General features: G+C 72.7%; 26 protein-coding genes and 3 tRNA genes. 19 read left to right on the top strand and 10 right to left on the bottom strand.

Going from position 1 to position 26,832, the window contains the following annotated elements; translation table 11 throughout:
* The 4 genes from ACZ5D2_RS21055 to ACZ5D2_RS21070 all read right to left on the bottom strand — a co-directional run.
* The coding region (locus ACZ5D2_RS21055) for a 2-oxoacid:acceptor oxidoreductase family protein (RefSeq protein ID WP_468931051.1) at positions 1-455 on the bottom strand (455 nt) is incomplete at its 3' end.
* A 198-nt stretch (positions 456-653) separates the two neighbouring features.
* Positions 654-1,313 carry a response regulator transcription factor gene (locus ACZ5D2_RS21060; protein WP_030241187.1) on the bottom strand — a complete coding sequence of 220 codons (660 nt, stop codon included), beginning with the start codon at positions 1,311-1,313 and terminating at the stop codon, positions 654-656.
* 636 nt (positions 1,314-1,949) lie between these two features.
* Entirely contained in the window at positions 1,950-3,266 is a 1,317-nt protein-coding gene (locus ACZ5D2_RS21065) for a sensor histidine kinase (RefSeq protein ID WP_371677165.1), read from the bottom strand.
* A gap of 549 nt (positions 3,267-3,815) precedes the next feature.
* Positions 3,816-4,982: a sensor histidine kinase gene (locus ACZ5D2_RS21070; protein WP_371677164.1), complete on the bottom strand. Its 1,167-nt coding sequence runs from the start codon at positions 4,980-4,982 to the stop codon at positions 3,816-3,818.
* A gap of 157 nt (positions 4,983-5,139) precedes the next feature.
* Here ACZ5D2_RS21070 and ACZ5D2_RS21075 point away from each other — a divergent pair, with 157 nt between their 5' ends.
* From ACZ5D2_RS21075 to ACZ5D2_RS21130, 12 genes are all read left to right on the top strand, one after another.
* Positions 5,140-5,547 (top strand): NADH-quinone oxidoreductase subunit A, encoded by a 408-nt coding sequence (locus tag ACZ5D2_RS21075; protein WP_030241197.1) that lies wholly within the window; start codon positions 5,140-5,142, stop codon positions 5,545-5,547.
* Complete coding sequence (locus ACZ5D2_RS21080) at positions 5,538-6,155, top strand: NADH-quinone oxidoreductase subunit B (RefSeq protein ID WP_266841090.1); 618 nt, start codon at positions 5,538-5,540, stop codon at positions 6,153-6,155. Before ACZ5D2_RS21075 ends, ACZ5D2_RS21080 begins: the two co-directional genes overlap by 10 nt.
* Positions 6,152-7,378: an NADH-quinone oxidoreductase subunit C gene (locus ACZ5D2_RS21085; RefSeq protein WP_468931056.1), complete on the top strand. Its 1,227-nt coding sequence runs from the start codon at positions 6,152-6,154 to the stop codon at positions 7,376-7,378. Before ACZ5D2_RS21080 ends, ACZ5D2_RS21085 begins: the two co-directional genes overlap by 4 nt.
* The gene (locus ACZ5D2_RS21090; RefSeq protein WP_371677161.1) at positions 7,375-8,343 is read left to right on the top strand and encodes a complex I subunit 1/NuoH family protein; all 969 of its coding nucleotides are present in this window, start codon (positions 7,375-7,377) and stop codon (positions 8,341-8,343) included. The genes ACZ5D2_RS21085 and ACZ5D2_RS21090 overlap by 4 nt, the downstream gene beginning before the upstream one ends.
* Complete coding sequence (locus ACZ5D2_RS21095; RefSeq protein ID WP_371677160.1) at positions 8,343-8,951, top strand: NuoI/complex I 23 kDa subunit family protein; 609 nt, start codon at positions 8,343-8,345, stop codon at positions 8,949-8,951. The genes ACZ5D2_RS21090 and ACZ5D2_RS21095 overlap by 1 nt, the downstream gene beginning before the upstream one ends.
* Positions 8,948-9,550 carry an NADH-quinone oxidoreductase subunit J family protein gene (locus ACZ5D2_RS21100; RefSeq protein WP_371677159.1) on the top strand — a complete coding sequence of 201 codons (603 nt, stop codon included), beginning with the start codon at positions 8,948-8,950 and terminating at the stop codon, positions 9,548-9,550. The genes ACZ5D2_RS21095 and ACZ5D2_RS21100 overlap by 4 nt, the downstream gene beginning before the upstream one ends.
* Positions 9,550-9,909, top strand: coding sequence for an NADH-quinone oxidoreductase subunit NuoK (gene nuoK, locus ACZ5D2_RS21105; RefSeq protein ID WP_030241213.1), 360 nt, complete (start codon positions 9,550-9,552; stop codon positions 9,907-9,909). The genes ACZ5D2_RS21100 and nuoK overlap by 1 nt, the downstream gene beginning before the upstream one ends.
* Positions 9,906-11,984, top strand: coding sequence for an NADH-quinone oxidoreductase subunit 5 family protein (locus tag ACZ5D2_RS21110; protein ID WP_468931061.1), 2,079 nt, complete (start codon positions 9,906-9,908; stop codon positions 11,982-11,984). The genes nuoK and ACZ5D2_RS21110 overlap by 4 nt, the downstream gene beginning before the upstream one ends.
* 38 nt (positions 11,985-12,022) lie before the next feature.
* Positions 12,023-13,576 carry a complex I subunit 4 family protein gene (locus ACZ5D2_RS21115; protein ID WP_371681189.1) on the top strand — a complete coding sequence of 518 codons (1,554 nt, stop codon included), beginning with the start codon at positions 12,023-12,025 and terminating at the stop codon, positions 13,574-13,576.
* Positions 13,573-15,120, top strand: a complete 1,548-nt coding sequence (locus tag ACZ5D2_RS21120) for an NADH-quinone oxidoreductase subunit N (RefSeq protein ID WP_468931064.1) — start codon at positions 13,573-13,575, stop codon at positions 15,118-15,120. Before ACZ5D2_RS21115 ends, ACZ5D2_RS21120 begins: the two co-directional genes overlap by 4 nt.
* 189 nt (positions 15,121-15,309) lie before the next feature.
* Positions 15,310-16,173, top strand: a complete 864-nt coding sequence (gene htpX, locus ACZ5D2_RS21125; RefSeq protein ID WP_468931067.1) for a zinc metalloprotease HtpX — start codon at positions 15,310-15,312, stop codon at positions 16,171-16,173.
* Positions 16,170-16,562, top strand: a complete 393-nt coding sequence (locus ACZ5D2_RS21130) for a YccF domain-containing protein (protein ID WP_371677155.1) — start codon at positions 16,170-16,172, stop codon at positions 16,560-16,562. The genes htpX and ACZ5D2_RS21130 overlap by 4 nt, the downstream gene beginning before the upstream one ends.
* Positions 16,563-16,882: 320 nt before the next feature.
* Here ACZ5D2_RS21130 and ACZ5D2_RS21135 read toward each other — a convergent pair whose 3' ends face one another.
* The 3 genes from ACZ5D2_RS21135 to ACZ5D2_RS21145 all read right to left on the bottom strand — a co-directional run bounded on the left by ACZ5D2_RS21135 (position 16,883) and on the right by ACZ5D2_RS21145 (position 20,291).
* Positions 16,883-18,118: an APC family permease gene (locus tag ACZ5D2_RS21135; protein WP_371677154.1), complete on the bottom strand. Its 1,236-nt coding sequence runs from the start codon at positions 18,116-18,118 to the stop codon at positions 16,883-16,885.
* 18 nt (positions 18,119-18,136) lie between these two features.
* Positions 18,137-19,564 carry a SulP family inorganic anion transporter gene (locus ACZ5D2_RS21140; protein WP_371677153.1) on the bottom strand — a complete coding sequence of 476 codons (1,428 nt, stop codon included), beginning with the start codon at positions 19,562-19,564 and terminating at the stop codon, positions 18,137-18,139.
* Positions 19,565-19,802: 238 nt separating this feature from the next.
* On the bottom strand, positions 19,803-20,291 hold the full coding sequence (locus ACZ5D2_RS21145; protein WP_371677152.1) for a YajQ family cyclic di-GMP-binding protein: 489 nt from the start codon (positions 20,289-20,291) through the stop codon (positions 19,803-19,805).
* Positions 20,292-20,490: 199 nt separating this feature from the next.
* Between ACZ5D2_RS21145 and ACZ5D2_RS21150 the strand changes: the two genes are divergently transcribed.
* Positions 20,491-20,572 (top strand) — tRNA-Tyr (locus ACZ5D2_RS21150).
* Between the two features lie 77 nt (positions 20,573-20,649).
* Here the strand turns inward: ACZ5D2_RS21150 and ACZ5D2_RS21155 are convergent.
* Positions 20,650-21,162: a hypothetical protein gene (locus tag ACZ5D2_RS21155; RefSeq protein ID WP_371677151.1), complete on the bottom strand. Its 513-nt coding sequence runs from the start codon at positions 21,160-21,162 to the stop codon at positions 20,650-20,652.
* 106 nt (positions 21,163-21,268) lie between these two features.
* On the opposite strand from ACZ5D2_RS21155, the gene ACZ5D2_RS21160 reads away from it, so the two are divergent.
* Complete coding sequence (locus tag ACZ5D2_RS21160) at positions 21,269-21,709, top strand: DUF3574 domain-containing protein (protein ID WP_468931074.1); 441 nt, start codon at positions 21,269-21,271, stop codon at positions 21,707-21,709.
* Between the two features lie 30 nt (positions 21,710-21,739).
* Here ACZ5D2_RS21160 and ACZ5D2_RS21165 read toward each other — a convergent pair whose 3' ends face one another.
* A complete protein-coding gene (locus ACZ5D2_RS21165) occupies positions 21,740-22,396 on the bottom strand; it encodes an SDR family oxidoreductase (RefSeq protein ID WP_371677149.1) in 657 nt (218 codons plus the stop codon).
* Between the two features lie 54 nt (positions 22,397-22,450).
* Positions 22,451-23,752 (bottom strand): amidohydrolase family protein, encoded by a 1,302-nt coding sequence (locus ACZ5D2_RS21170; protein ID WP_371677148.1) that lies wholly within the window; start codon positions 23,750-23,752, stop codon positions 22,451-22,453.
* A gap of 359 nt (positions 23,753-24,111) precedes the next feature.
* Here ACZ5D2_RS21170 and ACZ5D2_RS21175 point away from each other — a divergent pair.
* The 5 genes from ACZ5D2_RS21175 (at position 24,112) to ACZ5D2_RS21195 (ending at position 25,597) form a co-directional block, all read left to right on the top strand.
* Positions 24,112-24,184: transfer RNA gene (locus ACZ5D2_RS21175), tRNA-Thr, on the top strand.
* 48 nt (positions 24,185-24,232) lie between these two features.
* Positions 24,233-24,305, top strand: a tRNA-Met gene (locus ACZ5D2_RS21180).
* Between the two features lie 88 nt (positions 24,306-24,393).
* On the top strand, positions 24,394-24,558 hold the full coding sequence (gene rpmG / locus ACZ5D2_RS21185; RefSeq protein ID WP_007265873.1) for a 50S ribosomal protein L33: 165 nt from the start codon (positions 24,394-24,396) through the stop codon (positions 24,556-24,558).
* 156 nt (positions 24,559-24,714) lie between these two features.
* Positions 24,715-25,167 carry a MaoC family dehydratase N-terminal domain-containing protein gene (locus tag ACZ5D2_RS21190; protein WP_007265874.1) on the top strand — a complete coding sequence of 151 codons (453 nt, stop codon included), beginning with the start codon at positions 24,715-24,717 and terminating at the stop codon, positions 25,165-25,167.
* A gap of 1 nt (position 25,168) precedes the next feature.
* Complete coding sequence (locus tag ACZ5D2_RS21195; RefSeq protein ID WP_030241244.1) at positions 25,169-25,597, top strand: MaoC family dehydratase; 429 nt, start codon at positions 25,169-25,171, stop codon at positions 25,595-25,597.
* Positions 25,598-26,832 lie beyond the last annotated feature (1,235 nt).

Genomic DNA, 26,832 nt, shown 5'->3' on the forward strand with positions numbered 1-26,832 from the left:
TCGTACCCCACCTTCGCCATCGGCCGCTTCGTGAACTCGTCCGTGTTCACGATGATCTCCGCACCACGCGGCACGTCCGCGATGTTCGCCTTCAGCGCCGCCGGATTCATCGCCACCAGAACGTTCGGCGCGTCACCCGGAGTGAGGATGTCGTGATCCGCGAAATGCAGCTGGAACGACGACACACCCGGCAGCGTCCCGGCAGGCGCCCGGATCTCCGCCGGGAAATTCGGCAGCGTCGAAAGATCGTTCCCGAACGACGCCGTCTCCGACGTGAAACGGTCACCCGTCAGCTGCATACCGTCACCCGAATCACCCGCGAAACGGATGATCACGCGGTCCACGCGGCGGATTTCCTTGCCGGCTCCATCGGGCGCGCGCTCGCTGCGCTGCTCGCCGATGGACCCACCGGCCCCGTCGGCCTGCTCGGCCGGGCTACTGACCTGGCTGGTCACTGAACTGGACCTCCTTCGAGGCGCGGGCGTTCGTTCCCAAGGCCAACCCTACGTCCGTGAGGATTTTCGGCCCCTGGGCGCCCGCATTATGGACCGGCCCTTCCGGGCCGGTCTGTCCGACAGACGTCGTGCTCTACGCGAATATTCCGAATCCCCCGACCTGTGCCGGTGTGCTCTACCTGACAGAGTGTCAGTTGATCAGGACCTCAGATAGGTGAGGACCGCCAGTACGCGCCGGTGATCCCCGTCACTCGGGGACAGCCCGAGCTTCATGAAGATATTGCTGACGTGCTTCTCGACCGCTCCGTCGCTGACCACGAGCTGCTTGGCCACCGCGGAATTCGTGCGCCCTTCCGCCATCAGGCCCAATACCTCCCGCTCGCGGGGGGTCAGACCGGCCAGGACGTCCTGCTTGCGGCTCCGGCCGAGCAACTGGGCCACGACCTCGGGATCCAGGGCCGTACCGCCCCGGGCCACCCGGACGACGGCGTCGAGGAACTCTCGAACGTCGGCCACGCGATCCTTGAGCAGATACCCCACTCCGGTGCTGGAACCGGCCAACAGTTCGGTGGCGTACTGCTCCTCCACGTACTGGGACAGCACGAGCACCCCGATCCCGGGATGCTCCCGGCGCAGACGTACGGCGGCCCGTACGCCCTCGTCGGTGTGCGTCGGCGGCATCCGGACGTCGGCCACCACCACGTCCGGCAGCGCGTTCTCGGCCGCGAGGTCCGCCACCGTCTTGATCAGGGCTTCCGCGTCCCCGACGCCGGCCACGACGTCATGCCCCCGGTCGGTCAGCAACCGGGTCAGGCCCTCGCGCAGCAGCACTGAATCCTCGGCGATGACCACCCGCACCCTGTCGTCCACGTTCAGCAGCTCCCGCGTCCACTCGTCATCCGGAACCCATTCCCGGCAGCCGGGTTTCCCTGGCCGAGCCAAGCATCCCAGCCCAAAGGCCCGGTAAAGGGCGGTCTTGGTCAACAAGTGCGTGCGGGACGAACGAAATCCGGCCCGATCAAGCCGCGCCGTCCCATTCCAGCCTCAGCGACGCTCGCGGCGCGGGCGGATGCGGGGCCGACGCCGCCAAACTCTGGCTTCGCGGGTGTGTGGCGCGGGCGGATGCGGGGCCGACCCCGCCAGACTCTGGCCTCGCGGGTGTGTGGGGCGGGCGGATGCGGGGCCGACGCCGCCAAACTCTGGCTTCGCGGGTGTGTGGGGCGGGCGGATGCCGGGCCGACGCCGCCAAAATCCAGCCTCGCCGGCGTTTGAGGCGCGGGGGTCCGGGGGCGGAGCCCCCGGGAGACGGCCCGCACCGAGCCGACAGCCTCCCCGGCGCCTGAGGGGGGAACGGGCGAAGGGCGGGGCGGGGAGCAGCCCCGCGCAGCGGCACCGGGCACGGGGCACAGCGGCACCGCACCCGGCACCGCGGCTTGGCCGGGGGCCGCCGGGGAAGCCCCGGGGAAGCCCCGTAAAGGCCCGGCCAGGGCAAGGTCAGGCCCGCCAGGGAAGCTCCGCCGTCACCGTGGTCCCCCGCCCCGCCTCGGAGTCCACCACCAGCACCCCGTCCACGGCGTCCAGCCGCTCGGAGAGCCCCGCAAGCCCCGTCCCGCCCCGCGGATCCGCCCCGCCCCGCCCGTCGTCCGCGACCTGGACCAGCAGCCGCCCCCCGGACTTCCACACGTCGACGCTCGCGCCCCGCGCCCCCGCGTGCTTGCTGACGTTCTGCAGCAGCTCGGAGACCGTGAAGTACGCGATCCCCTCGATCGCCGCCACCGGCCGGGCCGGCAGGTCCACCGACACCTTCACCGGCACGGCGCACCGCGAGGCCACCGAGGACAGGGCCGCGTCCAGGCCCCGGTCGGTCAGCACGGCTGGGTGGATCCCGCGCGCCAGGTCCCGCAGCTCCTGGAGGGCGACCTTCACCTCCCCGTGGGCCGCGTCCACCATCCGGGCGGCCCCCGCCGGGTCCTCCGTCAGCTTTTCCTTCGCCAGACCCAGGTCCATCGCGAGGGCGACCAGCCGCGCCTGGGCCCCGTCGTGCAGGTCCCGCTCGATGCGCCGCAGGTCGGCCGCCGCCGTGTCCACGACCACCCCGCGGTCGGACTCCAGCTCCCGGACCCGGTCGTCGAGGCGGGAGCGACCCAGCAGCCCGCCGACCAGGATCCGCTCGACGCCGGTCAGGGCGCGGATGACCCAGGGCGTGGCGAGGGTGACCAGGAGCCCGGCCAGGCAGGTGGCCGCCACGGCGACGGGCGAGTCGAGGTAGAAGCGGTAGTCGCCGTTCTGGAAGAGCTGGAGGCCGGGCTGGTCGGTGAAGGCGGGGAACACCCAGAACCACAGCGGGTACAGCAGGGCGCTCCACCCGTAGGCCCACAGCGTCAGCGCGAGGCAGAAGGCGAACACCGCCCACGGGAAGTGCACCACCGAGTACAGCACGTGGCGCCAGGCGCTCCCGCTCTTGAGCAGCGCCCCCATGCTCGCCAGGGCCCCGCTCTTGCCGGCCCGGACCGGCGCCGGTTCGGCGACCGGCATCCGCAGCAGCGAACGTACCCGGCCGCGCTCGATCCGCCCGAAGCCCCGGCACACCATGAGGACACCGGCCAGGACCGGCACCCCGAGGAAGGTGACGAGCAGCCCGGCGCCGACGGCCACGCCCGTCACGGCGACGCAGAAGTACAGGGCGCTCAGCGGAAGCCCGATGAGCAGGTACCCGAACTCCCGCCAGGTCCGCGCCGCCACCGGTGCCCGCAGCACGGCGGCGAGCCCGCTGCCGCCCGGGCCGCCGCTGCCGCCCATGCCGTTGCCCATGATCCCGCCCCGCCCTTCCTCGTGTCCTTGACGGCTTCAAGCCTGCCGCCCGGCCCTATTCCGGACCATGCGGCGGGTCGGCCTCTGCTCCCGGGGGTTAACCCCACCCCACGACGACCCGCCTGGCGACGGGCCACCCGACGGCAACCCATCCGAGGGCGGCCCACCCCGAGGGCGGTCCGACTCGCTCCGGCCTGGCGGGCGGCGCCGCGGCGGTCCACCCCACACCGCTGCGTTCCGCCCCCACTTCCGGACCCCCGAACCCCTGACCCCACCCACCGGACCCCGGACCCCGATTTCCGGGACGACCGCCCCCGGGACCCGCGATGCGGGGTCCCAGGAGACCCGGATGACCGCCCCCGAACCCGGACACACGGGCGGGGCCCGGCCCGCCCAGGCCGAAAGCCCCGCTAGATCCCCGCTCCCCGATTGCTCTCCGAATCGCCTCCCCTGATTCCGATCCCGGCTCCCGATCCGGGTACCGGCTCTGGGTCGGCCCCGGCTCCGGGCCCGACCCCGGCTCCGCCCCCGGCAAAGGATCCGTACCGCCTACCCCCGCTCCCGCCACGGCAGCTCCGCCGAGACCACCGTGCCCTCCCCTTCAGGGGAATCCACCACGAACACCCCGTCCACCGCCCGCAGCCGCTCCGCGAGACCGGCCATCCCCGTCCCCGTCCCGCCGGCCATCCGCGCCCCGCCCCGCCCGTCGTCCGAGACCCGGATCAACAGCCGCGGCCCCGCCCGCCACACCTCGACGCTCGCGCTCCGCGCCCCCGCGTGCTTGCTGACGTTCTGCAGCAGCTCGGAGACCGTGAAGTACGCGATCCCCTCGATCGCCTCCGCCGGCCGGGCCGGCAGGTCCACCGACACCTTCACCGGCACCAGGCAGCGCGAGGCCACCGAGGACAGGGCCGCGTCCAGGCCCCGGTCGGTCAGCACGGCCGGGTGGATCCCGCGCGCCAGGTCCCGCAGCTCCTGGAGGGCGAGCTTCACCTCCCCGTGCGCCTCGTCGACCATCGCCGCCGCCCCCTCCGGGTCCTCCAGCAGCTTCTCCTTCGCCAGACCCAGCCCCATCGCGAGGGCGACCAGCCGTGCCTGCGCCCCGTCGTGCAGGTCCCGCTCGATGCGCCGCAGGTCGGCCGCCGCCGTGTCCACGACCACCCCGCGGCCCGACTCCAGCTCCGCGATGCGCCGCTCCAGCTCGTCCGAGGGCGACAGCAGGCCCCGTACCAGCGCCCGGTCCACATTGGCCATGCCGCGGACCAGGTACGGCAGGACCGGCCACAGCACGAACAGGCCCGTCAGCGTTACCGTGAAGGTCAGTACCCCCCACGGCAGCCGGACCAGCTCGTACAGCACGGTCCGCCAGCCCACCGGGTCCTTCACGCCCGCCCACAGCCAGGCGAAGAACCCGCCCGCGCGCCGCGGCCCCGGCAGCGGGGTCGGCTCGGCCACCCGCACCCCCAGCAGGGCCCGCGCGCGCATCCGCTCGAACTTCCCGAGCAGGCGAGCCCCGTAGAGGCCACAAACGAGCAGGGGCAGTCCGACGGCGGTCACGGACAGGCCGCCGGTCGTGGCGACCATGAACACCGTGTAAACAAAACCGATCAACGCCACCGGCAGATTGCCCAGCAGATGAGCGATCTCCTTCCACGTGACCGCGTCGAAGGCGGGGCGGACGGGAGGAGGGAACGGAGCTTGATCGTTCACGGTCATGCCGGACAGCCTGCCAATTCCGTCCGGCCGATGCCATGGGGCGGCCCGGCGGCAGTGAACGGGGGATAACCCCACCCCGCGCAGCCCAGGCCCTAGACTCCCGTCCGTACCAGATCAACCAGATCGTCGACAGTGGCCGAGGAGCGAGGAAACGGACGTGCCCGACCCAACGGTATCGACCGTGACCGTGACCGCCGCGGACTACTTCCGGAGTTATTCGGTCGTCGGCCTGCTCGCGGTCCTCGGCGTGCTCTTCGTGGCGGTGGCCTTCGGCGCCGGCCGCCTGCTGCGGCCCGTCGTCCCGACCCCCGAGAAGCTGCTGACCTACGAGTGCGGTGTGGACCCCGTGGGCGAGGGCTGGGCACACACCCAGGTCCGCTACTACGTCTACGCCTTCCTCTACGTCATCTTCGCGGTCGACTCGATCTTCCTCTTCCCGTGGGCGACGGTGTTCGCCGCCGCCGGTTACGGCGCCACGACCCTGGTGGAGATGTTCGTCTTCCTCGGTTTCCTGGCCGTCGGCCTGCTCTACGCGTACAAGAAGGGCGTCCTCGAATGGACGTGACACCGCAGGTGGACGTGACGGTCCAGCCCGAGCTGCTCCCGGAGCCCAAGCGCCTGGGAGTCCTCTCCCGCCTCGCCCCGGAGCCCATGAAGGTGGTCCTGAACTGGGGCCGCCGCTACAGCCTGTGGGTGTTCAACTTCGGGCTCGCCTGCTGCGCGATCGAGTTCATCGCCGCCTCCATGGCCCGCCACGACTTCATCCGGCTCGGCGTCATCCCCTTCGCGCCGGGCCCGCGCCAGGCCGACCTGATGATCGTCTCGGGCACGGTGACGGACAAGATGGCGCCGGCCGTCAAGCGGCTCTACGAGCAGATGCCCGAGCCGAAGTACGTCATCTCCTTCGGCGCCTGCTCCAACTGCGGCGGCCCCTACTGGGACTCGTACTCGGTCACCAAGGGCGTCGACCAGATCATCCCGGTCGACGTCTACGTCCCCGGCTGCCCGCCCCGCCCCGAAGCGCTCCTCCAGGGCATCCTCAAGCTCCAGGAGAAGATCGCTCGGGAGTCCCTCGCGGAGCGGTACGCGGCGGCCCCCTCGGTCTCCCAGCTGACCAGCGGCCTCGTCACGCCCCCGCCCGCCCCCGTCTCCGCCCCGGAGGCCGGCGCGTGAACCTCTACGACTCCCTCCCCGACGCGGCCCCCACCCTCTTCGGCGCCGAGGCCGTGGGCTCCTTCTCGTACGACGTCCTCACCGTGGACGTCCCGGTCGGATCGTGGATCCCCGCCCTGGAGATCGCCCGCGACAAGCTGGGCTGCACCTACTTCGACTGGCTGAGCGCGGTCGACGAGCCCGGCACGGGCTTCCGGATCTGCGCGCACGTCGTCTCCCTGGAGAACCACCGCGTGCGCCGCCTGCTGCTGCGCACCACCGTCCCGCACGCGGCCCCGTCCCTGCCGTCCGCCGTCGCCGTGTACGCCGGGGCCGAATGGCACGAGCGCGAGACGTACGAGATGTTCGGCGTCACCTTCACCGACCACCCGCACCTCGTCCCGCTGCTGCTCCCCGAGAACTTCGAGGGGCACCCGCTGCGCAAGGACTTCGTGCTGGCGGCGCGCGTCGCCAAGGCGTGGCCCGGAGCGAAGGAGCCGGGCGAGGCCCACGACCCGGACGCGCCCAAGCGGCGGCAGATGCTGCCGCCCGGGGTGCCCGACCCGAACGACTGGGGTCCCCTCAAGGGCCAGCTCCCGCCGGCCCCCGCCCGCCCCGCCCGCACCCCGCGCGCGGCCAGCGAAGGCGCCCCCGCCCGCCGTCCGCGTCCGGCCGGGGAGGCCCCGGCGGCCCGGCGCACCCGCTCGGTGACGGAGGGCTCGGCCACCCAGGCGGCGGACGCCGCCGCTCCGGACACGGCCGCTCCGGACACCGCCGCTCCGGACACCGCCCGTCCGGTCCGTCGTAGCCGTTCGGTGTCGGAGGGCTCGGTGAGCCAGGCGGCCCCGGCGGCGGACCCCGCCACCCCGGGTTCCGCTGCCGCTCCGGGCACCGCCGCCCCGGACGCCGCGCGTCCGGTCCGTCGTAGCCGCTCGGCATCGGACGGCTCGGCGAGCCAGGCGGCCCCGGCCGCGGACACCGGGACGACCCCGCGGCCGGACGCACCCCGTCGCTCCGCCCCGCGCAGCGACGACGCCCCCTGGCACAACCCCAAGCCCGCCTTCGAAGACCCCGGCGGGTCGCCGGCCGCACCCCCGGACCCCGGGGCCGGGCCAGAGCCCAAGGCCGGGGCCGGGGCCGGCCCCGAGCCCAAGCCCGAGGCTGAGCCCAAGGCCGAGCCCGGCACCCCCCAGCCCCAGCCCGATCCCGATTCCGATCCCGACACCACCGGAGGCGACGCGTGAACGACGTCCTCGACGTCGCCCTGCGACTCATCGTCGTCTTCGCCGTCTTCCTCGTGCTCCCGCTCGTCGTCGGACAGACCGAACACAAGGTGATGGCGCACATGCAGGGCCGCCTCGGCCCCATGTACGCCGGCGGCTTCCACGGCTGGGCCCAGCTCGTCGCCGACGGCGTGAAGTTCGCGCAGAAGGAGGACATCGTCCCGGCCAACGCCGACCGGCGGATCTTCCAGCTCGCCCCCGCCGTCGCGCTGCTGCCGTACCTGCTCGTCCTCCTGGCCATCCCCATCGGGCCGGGCGAGGGCGCCGTCGGCCAGGTCATCGACGCCGGCCTCTTCTTCGCGCTCGCCGTCATGGGCATCGGAGTCCTCGGCTCCCTCATGGGCGGCTGGGCCTCCGCGAACAAGTTCTCCCTGCTGGGTGGCCTCCGGACGGCCGCCCAGCTGCTCGCGTACGAGCTGCCCATGCTGCTCGCCGCCGCCTCCGTGGCCATGGCCGCCGGGACCGTGTCCCTGCCCGGCATCGTCAACGCCTTCGAGTGGTGGTGGCTGCCCTGGCAGATCATCGGCGCGCTGGTCTTCTTCACCGCCGGCCTCGCCGAACTCCAACGGCCCCCGTTCGACATGCCCGTCGCCGACTCCGAGATCATCTTCGGCGCGTACACCGAGTACACCGGCCTGCGATTCGCGCTGTTCCTGCTCGCCGAGTACGCCGGCATCGTCGTCCTGTGCGCCCTCACCACCGTCCTCTTCCTCGGCGGCTGGCACGGCCCCTTCGGCGGCGACGGCCTCGGCTGGATCTGGACCCTCCTCAAGGTCGCCGTCCTCGCCTTCGTCGTGATCTGGCTCCGCGTGAGCTACCCGCGGCTGCGCGAGGACCAGCTCCAGAAGCTCGCCTGGACCGCGCTCATCCCCCTCGCGCTCGCCCAGATCGCGCTCACCGGCATCGTGAAGGTGGCGATCCAGTAATGCCCCCGATCCCCGGATCCGGCCTCGCCAAGGGCCTGGCCGTCACCCTGCGCACGATGACGAAGCGCGCGCACACCGCGCAGTACCCCGAGACGCAGCCCGAGCTCCCGCCCCGCAGCCGCGGGGTCATCGGCCTGTTCGAGGAGAACTGCACGGTCTGCATGCTGTGCGCCCGCGAGTGCCCCGACTGGTGCATCTACATCGACTCCCACAAGGAGACGGTGCCCGCCGCCACCCCCGGCGGCCGCGAGCGCAGCCGCAACGTCCTCGACCGCTTCGCCATCGACTTCTCCCTCTGCATGTACTGCGGCATCTGCATCGAGGTGTGCCCCTTCGACGCCCTCTTCTGGTCGCCGGAGTTCGAGTACGCGGAGACCGACATCCACGAGCTCACCCACGAGCGCGACAAGCTGCGCGAGTGGATGTGGACCGTGCCGGCCCCGCCCGCCCTGGACCCCGCCGCCGAGGAGCCCAAGGAGATCGCCGCCGCCCGCAAGGCCGTGGACAAGGCCGAAGCCGCCGCTGCCGCCGCCGCTGCCGCCGCCCAGGACCGGGCGGCCGACACCGCGCCCGGTACGCCCCCGACCACCCCGGAGGCCGACGCGTGAGCATCGCAACCGCCCCCCTGGCCGCCGCGGGCCACGGCTTCCTCTCGCCGACCGGCGTCGAGATCGCCTTCGTCCTCGTCGGCCTCGCCACCCTCGGCGCCGCCCTCGTCACGGTCACCACCAAGCAGCTCGTGCACGCCGCCCTCTGGCTGGTCGTCGCCCTCGGCGGGATCGCCGTCGAGTACCTCCTGCTGACCGCCGAGTTCATCGCCTGGGTCCAGGTCCTGATCTACCTCGGCTCCGTGGTCGTCCTCCTCCTCTTCGGACTCATGCTCACCAAGGCCCCCATCGGCCGCTCACCGGACGCCGACTCCGGCAACCGCTGGGTCGCCCTCGGCGTCGCCGGCCCCGCGGGCGCCGCGCTCGTCTGGGTCGTGGTCGACGCCTTCCGCACCACCTGGATCGACCTCGACGGACCCGCCCAGGGCTCCACCAAGGTCACCGGCGAGATCCTCTTCCAGCACTGGGTGCTCCCCTTCGAAGCACTGTCCGTCCTCCTCCTCGCGGCCCTCATCGGCGCCATCGTGCTCTCCCGGCGCAACACCGCCGCCGAGGAAGCCGCCGACGCCGCCGCCCGCACCGGGAAGGGCCAGCGCTGATGCACCTCGCCTACCCCGCCGTCCTGGCGGCGCTCCTGTTCGCCACCGGCCTCTACGGAGTGCTCGCCCGCCGCAACGCCATCCTGGTCCTGATGTCCGTCGAGCTGATGCTCAACGCCGTCAACCTCAACCTGGTGGCCTTCGACGTCTGGCTGCGCGACACCCTCCACGCCGGACAGGCCCTCACGCTCTTCACGATCGCCATCGCCGCCGCCGAGATCGGCATCGGCCTCGCGATCGTGCTGATGGTGTACCGCAACCGCGGCACCTCGGACGTCGACAAGCTGCGCGACACCGCCGAGGGCCACGAGCCCGCCCGGCCCGACGACAACACCGCCCGGCCGGAGGTCGCCGCGTGAGCACCACGACCCTCGCGGTCCTCGTCCCCGTCCTGCCCTTCCTCGGCGCGGTGGCAGGCCTGCTCCTCGGCCGCACCGCCCCCGGGTTCGTCCGGCCGCTGGCCATCCTGCCGACGCTGGGCGCCGCCGTACTGGCCGTGTTCGTCGCCGTCCGCCAGGGCGGCGGCCCGGCCATCGAGACCGCCACCGAACTGACCCCGACCGGCTCGGTGCCCATCGACCTGTCGCTGTACCTGGACGGCTTCGCCGTCCTCGTCGCCGTCCTCGTCGGGGTGGTCGCCACCTGCGTACAGCTCTACTCGACGGCCTACCTCCGCGACGACCCGCGGTACCCCTCGTACGCCGCGCTCGTCTCCCTCTTCACCTCCGCCATGCTGGTCGTCGTCTACTCCGGCGACCTCATGGTGCTGCTCGTCGGCTGGGAGGTCATGGGCATCTGCTCGTACTTCCTGGTCGGCCACTACTGGGAGACCGAAGCGGCCCGATCCGCCTCCCTCAAGGCCTTCCTCGTCACCAAGCTCGGCGACGTCCCCTTCCTCATCGGACTGTTCGCCCTCGCCACCGACGCCGACTCCTTCCAGATCACCAAGGTCCTGGGCACCGTCGCCTCCGGCGGGCTCGACCACCCGACCCTGATCGCGCTGCTCCTGCTCGCGGGCGTCGCCGGCAAGTCCGCCCAGTTCCCGCTGCACACCTGGCTCCCGGACGCCATGGCGGGCCCCACCCCGGTCTCCGCGCTGATCCACGCCGCGACGATGGTCGCCGCCGGCGTCTACTTCGTCGCCCGCCTCCTGCCCGTCTTCGAGGCCTCGCGCGCCGCACTGGTGGTCATGGCCGTCATGGCGGCCGTCACGATGATCGGCTCCGCCCTCGCCGCCCTGGCACAGGACGACATCAAGCGGGTGCTCGCCTACTCCACGATCGGTCAGCTCGGCTACATGACCGGGGCCCTGGCCGTCGGCGACCGCGCGGCCGCCGTCTTCCACCTCCTGTCCCACGGCGCCTTCAAGGCGCTCCTCTTCCTCGGCGCGGGCGTCATCATCCACGCCGCCGGAACGAACTCCCTGGCCGCCATGTCCCGCATGGACGGCCTGGCCAAGCGCATCCCCGACGCCTTCTGGACGATGACGCTCGCGCTGCTCGCGCTCGCCGCCATCCCGCCCTTCGCCGGCTTCTTCTCCAAGGAAGCCGTCCTCGTCGCCGCCGAGCAGACCGCCACCGGACACTCCGACGCCGCGCCCGCCGCCGCCGGCTGGCTGGTGCTCGTCGCCGGCGTGCTGACGGCCCTGCTCACCGCCGCCTACGCCACCCGGCTGTGGCTGATGGCCTTCCGCGGCCGGGGCGCCGCCGCCCCCGACCACGGCAAGGAGCCCGTCGCCATGACCGGCGTGCTGTGGCTGCTGGCCATTCCCACGGTCGGCTTCGGCCTCGCCGCCGGAAACCTCGCCGACTGGTTCGGCGGCAGGGAGCTCACCCCGACCGTGGCCACCTCGGTCCTCGGCACGGGCGCCGCCCTCATCGGCGTGGTCCTGACCTACGGCCTCTGGCAGCGTGCCGCGGCCAAGGCCGCCGCCACCGCCGCCGCCCGCGCCACGACCGCACCCGCACCCGGAACGGCCCCCGTCGGCCCGGCCGCGGGCGCCCCCGTGCCCGCCTCCGTCGCCGCCGCCGAGTCCGCCGCGCTCGCCGCCGTGGAGTCCGCCGCCGAGACCCCCGAGGTCGCCGAGGTCACCCACGAGCACCCCGTCGTCCCGGCCGGGCCCGCCCCCGACCCGGGCCGCGCGCTCCTCGGCCCCCTGCACCGCCACGCCGCCGAGGGCTTCCATCTCGACGCCGTGTACGACCGGCTGTTCGTCCGCCCCGTCCGGGCCGCCGCGACCCTGGTCCGCTTCCTCGACCGCGAGGTCGTGGACACGTACGTCCGCGGCGCGGGCGCCGGCCCCCGGCTGCTCGGCGCCCTCGTACGCCGGGCCCAGACCGGCAACGTGCAGAGCTACCTGAGCGCCCTGCTCGCCGGCGCCGTGGTCCTGGCGATCGCCACCGCCGTCCTCGCCAACGTCAACGCCGGATCGTGAGCCGTGAGTCAGCCGTGATTGATATCAGCCCGTCCGTGATGCAGTTCCTTCTGGCGTTCACCGTGGCCGTACCGCTCCTCGGGGCCGTCGCGGCCCTGCTGCCCGCCCCGCCCGGCCTCAAGGGCAAGAACCCCGACCAGGCGGTCCTGCGCCACGGCGTCACCGTCACCGGAGTCGTCCTCGCCGCGGCGATCGCCCTCGCCCTGGGCTTCGACCACGACGCCCCGTCCCGCTTCCAGGCGACGACGGACATCAGCTGGATCCCGGCGCTGGACATCCGGATCCACCTCGGCATCGACGGCATCTCGCTCCCCCTCCTCCTGATGACCGCGCTGCTGTTCTTCCTCTGCGCGGTGTACAGCTACTACAAGCTCCCCGAGGGCCCCTCCCCGAAGGCCTTCGTCTCCCTGCTGCTCGTCCTGGAGGCCGGCACCCTCGCCACCTTCGCCGTCCTCGACCTGCTGCTCTTCTTCCTCGCCTTCGAGATGGTCCTCATCCCGATGTACTTCCTCATCGCCCGCTGGGGCGGTGCTCAGCGGCAGGCCGCCGCCTGGAAGTTCATCCTGTACACCCTCCTCGGATCCGTGGTCATGCTCCTCGGACTGCTGCTGATCGGACTGAACAGCGGCACCTTCGACATGGTGGCACTCGCCTCTGACAACGGCCGCGAACTGTCCCACACCACCCAGATCCTGGCCGTCCTGGCCATCGGTCTCGGCCTCGCCGTGAAGACCCCGATGTGGCCGCTGCACAGCTGGCTGCCGGACGCCCACACCGCCGCCCCCACCGTCGGCTCCGTGCTGCTCGCGGGCGTGATGCTGAAGATGGGCACGTACGGGTTCGTCCGCATCCTGCTGCCCATCACCCCCGACGGCATGCACACCTTCGCCCCGTACCTCGGCGCCTTCGCCGCCGTCGGCATCGTCTACGGGTCCCTCGCCTGCCTGGCCCTCGCCCGCAAGGGCAACAAGGGCGACCTCAAGCGGCTCATCGCCTACTCCTCCGTCGGCCACATGGGCTTCGTCCTGCTCGGCATCGCCACCCTGACCCCCACCGGGGTCAACGGCGCGCTGTTCGCGAACATCGCCCACGGACTGATCACCGGCCTCCTCTTCTTCCTGGTCGGCGCCCTCAAGGACCGCTACGGCAGCAGCGACCTCGACACCCTCGCCGGAGTCACCGGCGCGGCCCTCTACGGCCGCGCCCCCCGCCTCGGCGCGCTCCTCGCCTTCGCCGCCGTCGCCTCCCTCGGACTGCCCGGCCTGGCCGGCTTCTGGGGCGAGATGCTGGCCCTGTTCGGCGCCTTCGACCCGGCCGAGGGCCTGTCCCGCCCGGCCTTCCTCACCTACATGGCCGTCGGCGCGTTCGGCACCCTGCTGACCGCCGCCTACCTGCTGGTCGTCGTCCGCCGCGTCTGCATGGGCGACCCCAAGGCCGGTCCCGAGGTCTCCCTCGCGGACGTCCAGCACTACGAGTTCGCCGCCTGGACCCCGCTCGTCGCCCTCACCGTCCTCGCCGGCCTGTGGCCCGCGACCCTCCTCGGCCTCACCGACCCGGCCGTCCAGAAGCTCCTCGCAGGAGGCAACGCATGACGGCCCCCACGGTCCTCGCCGCCGACACCGCCACCCTGGTCCAGTCCGTCGACTGGCTCGCGATCGCGCCCGTGGTCGTCCCCGCCGCCGTCGCCCTGCTCGTCCTGGTCGCCGACCTCTTCGTCCCGGAGGCCCGCAAGCCGCTCCTCGGCTGGATCTCGGTCGCCGGCCTGGCCGTCGCGACCGCCGCCCTGCTGCCGCTGCGCGCCGGGGACCGCACCACCTTCTGCCTCACCGGCGACCCCGCCGCGTGCAGCTACACCGCCGACCACTTCGCGCTCGTCGTGCAGTTCCTGGTGCTGGCCGGAGCCCTGGTCACCGCCCTCCTGTCGCTGACCGCCGTCCGCGAGGGGCGCATCCCGGCCGGCGAATACTGGTTCCTGCTGCTCTCCTCCGCCGCCGGCGCGGCCCTGCTGCCCGCCGCGCGCGACCTCGCGACCCTGATCGTCGCCCTCGAAGTCGCCTCGCTGCCCGCCTTCGCCCTCGTCGGCATGCGCCGCGGCGACCGGCTTTCCTCCGAGGCCGCCCTCAAGTTCTTCCTGTCCTCGGTCACCGCCACCGCCGTGTCCCTGATGGGCGTCAGCTTCGTCTACGGAGCCACCGGCTCCCTGCACCTGTCCCAGGTCGCCGACCGGCTCGAAGACGTCCCCGGGCAGCTCGACAACCTCGCCATGGCGGGTGTCGCGCTCACCCTCGTCGGCTTCGCCTTCAAGACCGCGGCCGTGCCCTTCCACTTCTGGGTCCCGGACACCTACGTGGGCGCCCCGCTGCCCGTCGCCGGCTACCTCTCCGTGATCGGCAAGGCCGTCGGTTTCACCGGCCTCGTCCTCGTCACCGTGATCGCCTTCCCGGCGTACTCCGACGTCTGGGGCCCGGCCCTGGCCGTCCTCGCCGCGCTCACCATGACCCTCGGCAACGCCGCCGCCCTGCGCCAGTCCCCGGACCGCCCCAACAGCGCCGTCCGGCTGCTCGCCTGGTCCTCCGTGGGCCAGGCCGGCTACCTGCTCGTCCCGATCGCCGCGGCCGCGTACTCCGGCCGCGACCAGATCGGCTCCACGGTCGCGTACGCCCTGATGTACGCCACCGTGAACCTCGGTGCCTTCTCCGTGGTCGCCCTGGTCGCCCGTACGAAGCCGCTGAACCGCATCAGCGACTACCGGGGCCTGTACGCCGAGCGCCCCCTCGCCGCCCTCTCGATGGCCTTCTTCCTGCTCTGCCTGGCCGGCCTGCCGCCCGGCATCATCGGCCTCTTCGCCAAGGTCGTCGTCTTCCGGTCCGCCGTCGACGCGGGCCTGGGGTGGCTCGCCGTGCTCATGGCCGTCAACGTCGTCGTCGCCCTGTACTACTACCTGCGCTGGACGGCGCTCCTCTTCCGCCCCGCGCAGGAGGGGGCGGCCGAGGGAGCGGCCGAGGGGGCCGTACGCGCGAAGACGCCCCCGCCGGTCAAGGCCGCGATCGCCCTCACCGCGGTCACCGCCCTGGTCCTCTCCGGAGCTCCCCAGCTGGTCCTGCGGTTCGCCTCGGGCACCCTCTTCCCGCAGTAGCCCGACGCGGCGACCCGAACGGAGCAACGCCCGCCGCCGCCCCCCGGCCCAGGCCACGGGGGCGGCGGCGCCGTCGTGCCCGGGGAACCAGGAGCTCCCACCTCGCGTTGACCAGGAAGGGAGGGTCCACTGGACCGAAGACCCCGGACAGGACGGGGCTCCCCTGCCGCACCACTTGGAGGGCGTACCGTGCACCGCCGGCACAACGGGCTGAAGACCGCCGTACTCCTCGGCGGGCTGTCCGCACTCATCATCCTCATCGGAAGCCTCTTCGGACGGACCGGCCTGATCATCGCCGTCATCGTCGCCCTGGGGACGAACGCGTACGCGTACTGGAACAGCGACAAGCTGGCTCTACGCGCGATGCGCGCCCGGCCCGTCAGCGAATTCGAGGCCCCCGAGCTCTACCGGATGGTGCGCGAGCTCTCCACGTCCGCGCGCCAGCCCATGCCACGGCTCTACATCTCCCCGACCGAGGCCCCCAACGCCTTCGCCACCGGCCGCAACCCGCGCAACGCCGCCGTCTGCTGCACCGAGGGCATCCTGCGGATCCTCGACGAGCGCGAGCTGCGCGGGGTCATCGGCCACGAGCTGAGCCACGTCTACAACCGGGACATCCTGATCTCGTCGGTCGCCGGAGCCCTGGCCTCCGTGATCATGTTCCTGGTGAACTTCGCCTGGCTGATCCCGGTCGGCCGGTCCAACGACGACGAGGGCCCCGGCTTCTTCGGCATGCTGCTGATCATGATCCTGGGCCCGCTGGCCGCCTCCGTGATCCAGCTCGCCATCAGCCGCTCGCGCGAGTACGAGGCGGACGCCTCCGGGGCCCAGCTCACCGGCGACCCCCTTGCGCTGGCCAGTGCGCTGCGCAAGCTGGACGCAGGCACCAAGCAGCTCCCCCTGCCCCCGGAACCCCGGCTGGAGACGGCGAGCCACATGATGATCGCCAACCCGTTCCGGCCCGGCGAGGGGCTCTCCAAGATGTTCTCGACGCATCCTCCGATGGCCGAGCGCATCGCCCGACTCGAACAGATGGCGGGGCGCAGTCAGTGAAACTCATCCTGAACGTCATTTGGCTCGTGCTCAGCGGGATCTGGCTCTTCCTCGGCTACTGCCTCGCCGGGGTGCTGCTCTGCATCACCATCATCGGCATCCCGTTCGGCATCGCGGCCTTCCGCATCGCCGTCTACGCCCTCTGGCCCTTCGGCTACACCACGGTCGAGCGCCACGACGCGGGCGCCGGCTCGTGCATCGGCAACGTCCTGTGGCTGGTCCTCGCCGGCTGGTGGCTCGCCATCGGCCACATCGTCACCGGCATCGCCCTGTGCATCACGATCATCGGCATCCCCTTCGGCATCGCCAATTTCAAGATGGTCCCCCTCTCCCTGCTTCCGCTGGGCCGCGAAATCGTCCCGACGGACGCCCCCTTCGCCTCCCGCTGACCTGCTCACCACACCCCCGGTGGCCCTGCCTCCGGGGGTTATCCACAGGCCTGGTGGACTGTCGGTGGCGTGCCGCACCATGAACACATGAACGAGACCGAGCAGTTGCTCCAGCAAGTCACATATCGGGTGAGCCCCTGCGCGCGCCGCCCCCGGAGCCGCGGAACAGGCCCTGCGGGCGGTACGGGGACCCGCCCGGCCGCACCCGTGCGGCCCCGCACGGCCTCCCTCCGGCCCCCGCGCCGCCGCCGTCCGCCGCAGCCCGCGCGGGGGAGGGGCGAGCCCCGGAGAAGACCTCTGGAACCCGCTTCGGTTCCAGCTCAGCTCCCGGAGCCCGAGCGGCGGCGCACCCCGTAGGACAGCGCCCCCAACGCCAGCACCGCGGCCCCCGTCACCGTCGAGGCGAGGGGCAGTGCGCAGGCGAGCAGTACGCAGCCGGACAGCCCGACCGCTGCCACGGCCCGGTCCTTGACAGCTGAACCGAGAGTCCACGCGGAGGCGTTCGCGATCGCGTAGTAGGCCAGCACTCCGAAGGAGGAGAAGCCGATCGCGCCCCGCAGATCGACCGTGGCCGCGAGCACCGCCACGACCGCGCCCACGGCCGCCTCGGCACGGTGCGGGACCTGCCGCCCGGGATGAACGGCGGCCAGCGGACGCGGCAGATGGCCGTCCCGGGCCATCGCCAGGACGGTCCGCGACACCCCGAGCACCAGGGCCAGCAGGGAGCCCAGCGCGGCCAGCACCGCCCCCACCCGGACCACCGGCACCAGTGCGGGCCACCCGGCCGCCCGCACCGCGTCCGCCAGCGGGGCCGTCGACCCCGCCAGCACCTCGGCCCCGAGCACCGACAGCACCGCCACCGTCACGGCGGCGTACACGCACAGGGCGATCCCCAGCGCGATCGGCACCGCGCGCGGGATCGTGCGCTCCGGATCGCGCACCTCCTCGCCCAGGGTGGTGATCCGCGCATAGCCCGCGAAGGCGAAGAACAACAGCCCCGCCCCCTGCAGCAACCCGACCGCCCCCGGGGCCGCCCCACCGAGCCGGCCTGACTGCGCCGCCCCCGACGTCAGGCACGCCACCACCACCGCGGCCAGCACGGCCAGTACCGCCACCACGATCAGCCGGGCCGTCCGGGCGGATTTCCGCACCCCGCCGCAGCCCGCCGCGGTCACCGCCACCACCGCCAGGGCGGCCACGACGTGCTCCCGTCCGGGCCACACGTACGCACCCACGGTGAGCGCCATCGCCGCGCAGGAGGCCGTCTTGCCCACCACGAAGCCCCAGCCGGCCAGGTACCCCCAGAAGGGACCGAGCCGCTCGCGCCCGTACACGTAGGTCCCGCCGGAGGACGGGTAGCGGGCGGCGAGCCGCGCCGAGGAACGGGCGTTGCAGTAGGCCACCAGGGCCGCCACCGCCAGAGCGGCGAGGAGGGCGCCGCCCGCCGCCCGCGCCGCCGGGGCCAGGGCCGCGAAGATCCCGGCGCCGACCATCGCACCCAGCCCCACCACGACCGCGTCCGACACGCCCAGGGTGCGTCTCAACTCGTTGTCCACGCGCGGAGGATATGTGCCCTAGATGACGCCCTCCCGGCCGGGAAGCGGCGTCCGCGTGCGCTCCCACCCCTCCAGGGCCGTCAGACAGGCGTGGTCGAGGTGCCGCAGCCCGCTGAGGTCGAGGCGCACCGACGTGGCGTGCGGTACCGCCTCCAGGGAGTCCAGCAGCTTGGGCAGCTTCAGGAAGCTGGCGTTCCCCACGACCCGGACGCACAGCTCCTCGCCCTCCCAGACCTCCTCGATGTGCACGTGGGAGGTCTCCCAGGCCGCCTTGGCCACGGCGAGCCCCAGCCCGACCAGCACCCCCTCGAACAGGCTGGTCGCCACGATGGCGACGGCCGTCGCCAGCAGCACCACCGCCTCCCCCCGGTGGGACCGCCACAGGGCGGCCACCGCGCGCGCCGGCAGCAGCTTCCAGCCCGCGTGCAGCAGCACCCCGGCGAGCGCCGCGAGCGGCACGGCCTCCAGCACCCCGGGGAACACGGCGGCGAACAACAGCAGCCAGGCGCCGTGCAGGATCCGCGAGGCCCGGGTGCGGGCCCCGGCCTCCACGTTGGCGGAGCTGCGCACGATGACGGCGGTCATCGGCAACGCTCCGAGCAGACCGCAGACGGTGTTGCCCACCCCCTGGGCGATCAGCTCCCGGTCGTACTCGGTCCTCGGCCCCTGGTGCATCCGGTCGACGGCCGCCGCGCTGAACAGGGTCTCGGCCGAGGCGATCAGCGCGAGCGCGATCACCGTCCCGACGGCCCCCGCGGACGCCAGCACCCCGAAGTCGTTCCAGTCGGGCGGCGCCACGGCGTCCAGCACCCCCGTCACCCGCACCCGCTCCACGGGCAGCCGCAGCAGCGCGGCCGCGGCCGTGGCGGCGGCCACCCCGACGAGCGCCCCCGGCACCAGCCGCAGTCGGGGCGGCACCCGCCGCCAGAGCACCAGCACCGCGATGGTCCCGGCGCCGAGCGCCACCGCCGCCCAGTCCGCCCGCGCCCCGAGCTCGTGCATCGCGCCCAGCTTGGCCAGCGTCCGCCCCGGGGCCGCGACGCCGCCCAGGGCGTAGAGCTGTCCCACGATCAGCACCAGCCCGATCCCGGCGAGCATCCCGTGCACGACGGCCACGGAGATCGCCCGGAACCACCGGCCCAGCCGCAGCGCGCCCATGACGAGCTGGAGCAGCCCGGCGGCCAGTACCAGTACCCCGAGCGCGGGCAGTCCGTAGGCGCTCACGGCCTCGTAGACCAGCACCGTCAGCCCGGCGGCCGGGCCGCTGACCTGCAGCGAGCTACCCCGGAACCAGCCGGTCACCAGGCCGCCGACCACCCCGGTGACGATGCCCAGCTCGGCCGGCACCCCGGAGGCGACGGCCACCCCCACGCACAGCGGTAGCGCGACCAGCGCCACGACGACGGACGCCCCGAAGTCCGCACGGAAACTGCCGGCCCCAGGCATGCGGGAACCCCCTGTCACGCGGTGGTTGATGTTTCACCCAGCGTGACGGGCGCACCGGCCCGCGCCTAGTGACCATGAGGGGGCCGCGGAGGAGCGTGCGCCGTTCACGCCGGGCACACGCCCCTGACGGGCGCCGACACGACGAAGGGCACAGCGCGGGCGGCCGCCGAGGAAGGCCTCGGCGATCTGCCCCCGCTGTGCCCCGCGGGTCCGCTCAGCGGCGCGTCACAGGCGCCGGTCAGCGGTAGTTCACGAACTGGATCGCGAAGTCCAGGTCCTTGCCCTTCAGCAGGGCCTGGACGGCCTGGAGGTCGTCGCGGCTCTTGGAGCTGACGCGCAGCTCTTCACCCTGGACCTGGGCCTTGACGCCCTTGGGGCCCTCGTCCCGGATGATCTTCGCGACCTTCTTGGCGTTCTCCTGGGAGATGCCCTCCTCGATCGTCGCGAAGATCTTGTACTCCTTGCCGGACAGCTGCGGCTCGCCGGCGTCCAGCGCCTTCAGCGAGATGCCGCGCTTGACCAGCTTGGTCTCGAACACGTCGAGGACGGCCTTGACGCGCTCCTCGGAGTTCGCCTCCATCAGGATCTTCTCGCCGGACCAGGCGATCGACGCGCCCGTGCCCTTGAAGTCGTAGCGCTGCGAGAGCTCCTTCGAGGACTGGTTGAGGGCGTTGTCGACCTCCTGCCGCTCGACCTTCGAGACGATGTCGAAACTGGAGTCGGCCATGTGCTGTGGCTCCTTGAAGTCGGCTGCGTTGTGCCCCGGAGGGCGCGGCCGGACATCCCCGGACCGCTCCGCAAAGCCTAGCCACCGCACCCGCGCGCAGCGCTGATCAATCCGGTGGCGAACCACCCCCGAGCATCGGGTATTGTTTACGTCGTTGCCAAGGAGCGCCGCCGAAAGGCGGAAAGATGGCAGCGATCTTGGCGGTGTGCCCGAGTGGCCAAAGGGAGCAGACTGTAAATCTGCCGGCTCAGCCTACCCAGGTTCGAACCCTGGCGCCGCCACGCGAGTGGAACCCCCGTTCATCTGCGGAAGCGCAGTGGGCGGGGGTTTCTTCGTACACCCGCGCGCCCGGCCCGGCCTACGCGGCCGCCGGATCGGTCACCGTCAGGTGGTACGTGGTGTCGACCCAGAAGCCCTGGGTGTCGGCCGCCTGGATCTCCAGGACGAACTGACCCGCCGGAAGAGGTGCGAGAGCGCACCACAGACCCCAGGCGACCCGGGGTATGCCCATGCTCAGGAAGGGCTTCGAGGCGAACTCGCTCAACGGCAGGGGCGTGCTGTTCAGCGCCGCGGAGGCCCGGGTCGCCTCCAGGCGCCACGGCTTGGTCACGAAGGGCACCACCGGCCGCTGGGTGTTCAGGACCGGGAAGAACAGCCGCCGCCCCGCCGGGACGCTGCACCGGCGCACCACCCGGCCGCCGAAGGTGCCCGCCAGGAACCACAGGTCCGACGGCTGGCGCCACCCCGCGTAGGCCCCCGTCGTATCGGCCACGGGGCTCTCGTCGACCGGCGCGGACAGGGCCCACTTCCACCACCTGGCGGCGAGCCGGCCACCCTCCGCCGCACCGATCCGCCAGTCGCCCTCGCCCATGCCCCGACCCCGCCGCCTCGCACGACCGCCCCCTGCGGCCGATTCCGGGGTGACCCTATCGGGCCACTCGGGCGCACCGATGTGGACGGACCGTCGTTCACGGGGCGTGACATGGACATCGGACACACGGGGGAAGGTCGGCGGCGGCGTGCTGGCCGCCCTCCTCGGCGCGGGCATCCCGGCCCTGCTCGGAACGACGCTCCACGGGCACGCGGGGGAGCCCTACCGGGAAACCCGGCTCTACTTCGGCACCGAACGCCCCGGCGGCAGGGACCCCGTCGGCCGCGGCGAGTTCATGCGCTTCCTGGACCGGGAGGTCACCCCCGCCTTCCCCGGAGGACTGACCCTCCGGGACGGCTACGGCCGACGGAGCGGCCCCGGTGGCGCGATCGTCCGCGAAACCTCCTACGAAGTCGTCCTGCTCTACCCCGAGAAGGAGGCCGAGGAGCGCGACACCCGCGTCGAACGGATCCGGCGGACCTACCGGGAACGCTTCCAGCAGGAATCCGTCGGCCGCTCCGACGACGAGCTGGAGGCCGACTTCTGACGGGCACTCGGCACGTCCCGCCCCCCGCCCTCAGTTGCCCGCCACGTCCTTCACCGCCACCGACACCGGCGTCGAACCCGACACCAGCTCCAGCGTCAGACCGGCCGTCGCCGGAGTGTCGACCAGCTCCGCCAGCACCGCCGCCACGTCCTCGCGCGGCACCGGCCCCCGGCCGGTGCGCGCCTCCAGCCGGACCAGACCCGTACCGGCCTCGTCCGTCAGGGCGCCCGGACGCAGGACCGTCCACTCCAGCCCCAGCCGCGTGCGGACGTGGTCGTCGGCCTCGCCCTTGGCCCGCAGGTAGAAATCGAAGACCTCGCCCCCGTCGTGGCGGGAGTCGGCGCCCATCGAGGACACCATCAGGAAGCGCCGCACGCGCGCCCGTTCGGCGGCGTCGGCGAACAGCACCGCCGCACCCCGGTCCACGGTGTCCTTGCGCTCCGCGCCGCTGCCCGGACCGGCCCCGGCGGCGAACACCGCCACGTCCGCGCCCTGCAGGATCCCCGCCACGTGCTCGACCGAAGCAGACTCCAGGTCGCACAGCACCGGTTCGGCGCCGGCCGCCCGCAGATCGGCGCCCTGCTCCGGATCACGGATGATGCCCGCGACCTCGTACCCGCGCGCGGCGAGCAGGGGCTCCAGCCGCAGCGCGATCTGACCGTGTCCACCCGCGATGACGATGCGCATGTCCCGACCGTACGACGGACCGGGCGCCCACGCCCGCGAACGGCCCCCGGACGCTCAGGGCCCGGACTCCGTACGGCCCTGCCTGGGCAGGTCCAGGGCCACCGCCACCGCCGAATCGCAGTACTCCCGTACGGCACTCGTCCGGGCTACCACGCGCCCCCGGTGGATCACGATCCGGCTGTACGCGAGGGACAGCACCCCCGCGATCCGTTCCCCGCGCACGGCGAGCAGTTCCGCCGGGAACCCCGCCTCCACCCGCACCTCCGGCAGGCCCATGGCCTCGCGGGCGGCCGCGCTCACCGCCTCGTAGGCCTCCGCGGGGCGCAGCCCGCCCTGGGAGGCGAGCAGGTACGCCGCTTCGAGTGGATCGCCCCGCCCGACCGGGTTCCCGGCGTCCCGCAGCGCCCCGCTGCCGGCGGCGACCCGGACCCCGGCCGCGCGCAGGAGGCGTACGGGGGCGGTGCGCAGGCCGCGGCGCTCCAGTGCGGCGCAGTCCCCCTGGGGCAGGCAGGTCACCCGCACCCCGGCCGCGGCGAGCTGGTCGGCGGCCCGCGCGGCCGCGTCCAGCGGCAGCCGGGACAGCCCGCCGCACGGGCCGATGGTCACTCCGGGGCGCAGCCCCCCGGCCATCGCCGCGAGGCGGGCGAGACGGCCCGGATCGTCACCGTCGGTGTGCAGGTCGACGGGGCAGCCGTGCTCTGCGGCCAGTTCGAGGACGGCTTCGAGGAAACCCGTCGGGTCGGGGTCCAGGTCGGGGCAGCCCCCGATCACCGAGGCGCCCATCTTGACGGCGTCGCGCAGCATGGCGAGCCCGTCGGCGCCGGCCACCCCGGTCAGCAGCCGGGGGACGGCCACCGTGGTCAGGTCGGTGAGGCCGCGCAGCGAGCGACGGGCCTGGAGCGCGGCCTCCATGGGACCCAGGCCGTGCACGTCCCCGATGCGCACGTGGGAGCGGACGGCGGTGGCGCCGTGGCCGAGCTGGAGGAGCGCCGCCTCGGTGGCCCGGCGCTGCACGTCGTCGGGGGCGTACGAGACGGGGCCCTCGCCGTCGGCCGTGAGGGCCGTGTCCCCATGGGCGTGCGGCTCGGCGGGGGCGGGCAGGAGCAGGTACCCGCTCAGGTCGACCCGGGCCATGGCCGGCGCGGGGAGGCTGCCCGCCGTCCCGACGGCCTGGATCCGGCCGCCGCCGAGCCGTACGTCGACGGTGCGGCCGTCGGTGAGCCGCGCCCCGGCGAGGAGGAGGCCGGTCGCCTCGGGGGCGGGGCCGCCGAGGGGGTCACGGGCCGGGTTGCGGGAAGGGCCTTCGGCGGGGTTCCGCGGGGAGTGGGACGGCTGCTGCGGCTGGCTGTCGGACATCGCGCTCCTGCGGGGGCTCGGGCGGTTCCTGTGCCGTGGCCGCAGCCCGCGGCCCAAGATCACGCAGCGTGCTCAGAGCCTAGGGCGCGGGGGTCCCGGGTTCGCGGAAGAGCTCAATAGTCGTACCGGTGTGGTGCCCATGCGTCCGGCGCCCGGGCGGGGCCGGGTGGAGCCGGGTGGGGCCGGGAAGGATCCCCGGGGCGTGACCCCGGGGTGTGACCCCGGGCACATTCGGGGGTGAAAGTGGCCCAGGGCGGGGTGTGGGGCCGGTGGGGAAAGTCCTGGTCCCGGCTTCCGAGCCCAGTCCCCCCAAAGGATTTGGGCGATCGGCTGGCAACCGTGTAATGTCTTCCTCGCTCGCCCCAATAGCTCAGTCGGTAGAGCGTCTCCATGGTAAGGAGAAGGTCTGCGGTTCGATTCCGCATTGGGGCTCTGGTGAGAGAGGTTCCCCACCCTCGGGTGGGGAACGGATCTCATCAAAGCGGCGTAGCTCAGTCGGTAGAGCAAGCGGCTCATAATCGCTGTGTCACCGGTTCAAGTCCGGTCGCCGCTACACCCAGTAGCCGATTGCGGGGTCGGTCTCCCGATCGGCTACTCTTTTATGCGTTCATCCGTCCCATAGTCCGTCAAGGAGCACTCACGTGGCTGCCACCGACGTCCGCCCGAAGATCACGCTGGCCTGCGTGGAGTGCAAGGAGCGGAACTACATCACCAAGAAGAACCGGCGTAACAACCCGGACCGCATGGAGATGAAGAAGCACTGCCCGCGCTGCAACTCGCACACCGCGCACCGCGAGACCCGCTGATCCTGGCGAAGTCTTCAATATAGGCACCGTCATGAGGTCGTCCCCTTCAATGGGGGCGGCCTTGTGTCGTTTCTGCTCCGGTTTCTTGATCGGCGATCGATGATCGTCGATCGGTCGTCCGCAGCCTTTCGTGTCCCTTCAACAGGAGGTAGTGCCATGGCCCTCGACCAGACCTTCGTGGGGCGGACGTACCCGCCCACCGAGCCGTACGAGGTCGGCCGGGAGAAGATCCGCGAATTCGCGGTAGCGGTGGGTGACGAGAATCCCGTCTACACCGACCCCGAAGCCGCCAAGGCGTTCGGTCACCAGGATGTGATCGCCCCGCCGACCTTTGTGTTCGCCATCACTTTCGCGGCCGCGGGCCAGGTCATCGAGGACCCGCAGCTGGGGCTGGACTACAGCCGCGTCGTGCACGGCGACCAGAAGTTCGCGTACGTCCGCCCCGTGCGGGCCGGCGACCGTCTCACCGTGACCTCCACGATCGAGGCCGTGAAGTCGCTCGCGGGCAACGACATCATCGACATCCGCGGCGAAGTCCACGACGAGTCCGGCGAGCACGTGGTGACCGCCTGGACCAAGCTCGTGTCCCGCGCCCCCGAGGAGGCCTGAGATGACCGCGCAGATCCAGTACGCAGACGTCGAGGTCGGCACCGAGCTGCCGGCGGCGTCCTTCCCCGTGACGCGCGCCACGCTGGTCCGCTACGCCGGGGCATCGGGTGACTTCAACCCGATCCACTGGAACGAGAAGTTCGCCAAGGAGGTCGGACTGCCGGACGTGATCGCGCACGGCATGTTCACCATGGCCGAGGCGATCCGTGTGGTGACCGACTGGACCGGCGACCCGGGCGCGGTCGTCGAGTACGGGGTGCGCTTCACCAAGCCCGTGGTCGTCCCGAACGACGATCAGGGCGCCCTGATCGAGGTCACGGCGAAGGTCGCGGCCAAGCTGGACGACAAGCGCGTACGGGTCGACCTGACGGCGATGAGCGCGGGCCAGAAGGTCCTGGGCATGTCCCGCGCGGTAGTCCAGCTGGGCTGAGGGTCGGGGCGGGGTCGGGGCGGGGGTGTAACCCTGTGCGGGCCCGACGGGGCTGGTCGGGGTCGGGGGTGGGCGGTGCGCCCTTGGTCCGGGTCTGGGGAGGGCTGGGGGCGTCCCGCCAGTCCACTGTCCTTCCGTGTCGGGCCGGTCCCTCAAGGGCGCTCCTTCGTCGCGTCGCTTCGCGATGGCCTTCGGCCACCCTTGACCGACCGTCCCGCCCCGGAATGCCAAAGACTGTCGGGAAGCCCCCAGGGAAACGGCCGGGAGGGAAGCAATGGCAGGGGGGGCGGGTCAGAGACCCTCGACCCCTCCCCGCCTGGGCAGACCGAGATACGGGCCCACATCCATCAGATCCCGGGCCGGGGGCAGCCAGCCCACCCCAAACGGCGACCAGACCGCCCGGCCACGCCTTCGGGACGGCACACGCGCCAGATCGCTACGCGCTTCTCTTGGCATAGCGTCTGCGACCCGTCTGGGGCTGGACATAGGCCGCCCAAGACGGCCGGTAGGCGGGCTTGTCGGGCGGCTGACGGCCGGCAGGCCATCACCCCCGCCCCCGAAGGGGCCTATCGATGTCCCCGGGTGTCCTGTCGGACTCTGAGGACGACAAAGTCGTCCTCAGAGTCCGACAGGCAGCACCAGCGCCCCTCCGAAGCCCGCCCATCACCCCAAAAGGGGCAAACAGCCCGCGCTCGCGTGAGAGACCGAGGCCCCCGGGCCGTGGGCGGCTTATGTCCAGCCACAGGCGGGCGGCAGACGCTATGCCGAGTGAAGCGCGTAGCGATCCGGTGCGTGTGGGGCCCGCCGGGCGGTCTGGTCACCCTTTCGTGCGGCCTGGACGCCCCGGCCCGTGGGCCGATGGCCATTCGGGGCCCGAATGCGGGACTGGGCGGAGATGGCTCGCACATCGCTGCGATGCCCGCCCCTCGAAGATCTCCCCGTGGACCGTTCTTTTGGGGGTTTCCCGGCAGTCTTTGGCATTCCGTGGCGGGACGGGCTGTCAAGGGTGGCCGAAGGCCATCGCGAAGCGACGCGACCGAAGGGAGCGCCCTTGACAGCCCGGCCCGACGCGGAAGGACGATGAGACTGACGGGAAACCCCCAAACCCTCCCCGACACGGACCAGCCAAAGTCCCGCCGCCCGCCGCCCGCCGCCCGCCGCCCGCCGCCCGCCGCCCGCCGCCCGCCGCCCGCCGCCCGCCGCCCGCCGCCCGCCGCCCGCCGCCCGCCGCCCGC

The sequence above is a fragment of the Streptomyces sp. NPDC031479 genome (assembly GCF_055581065.1).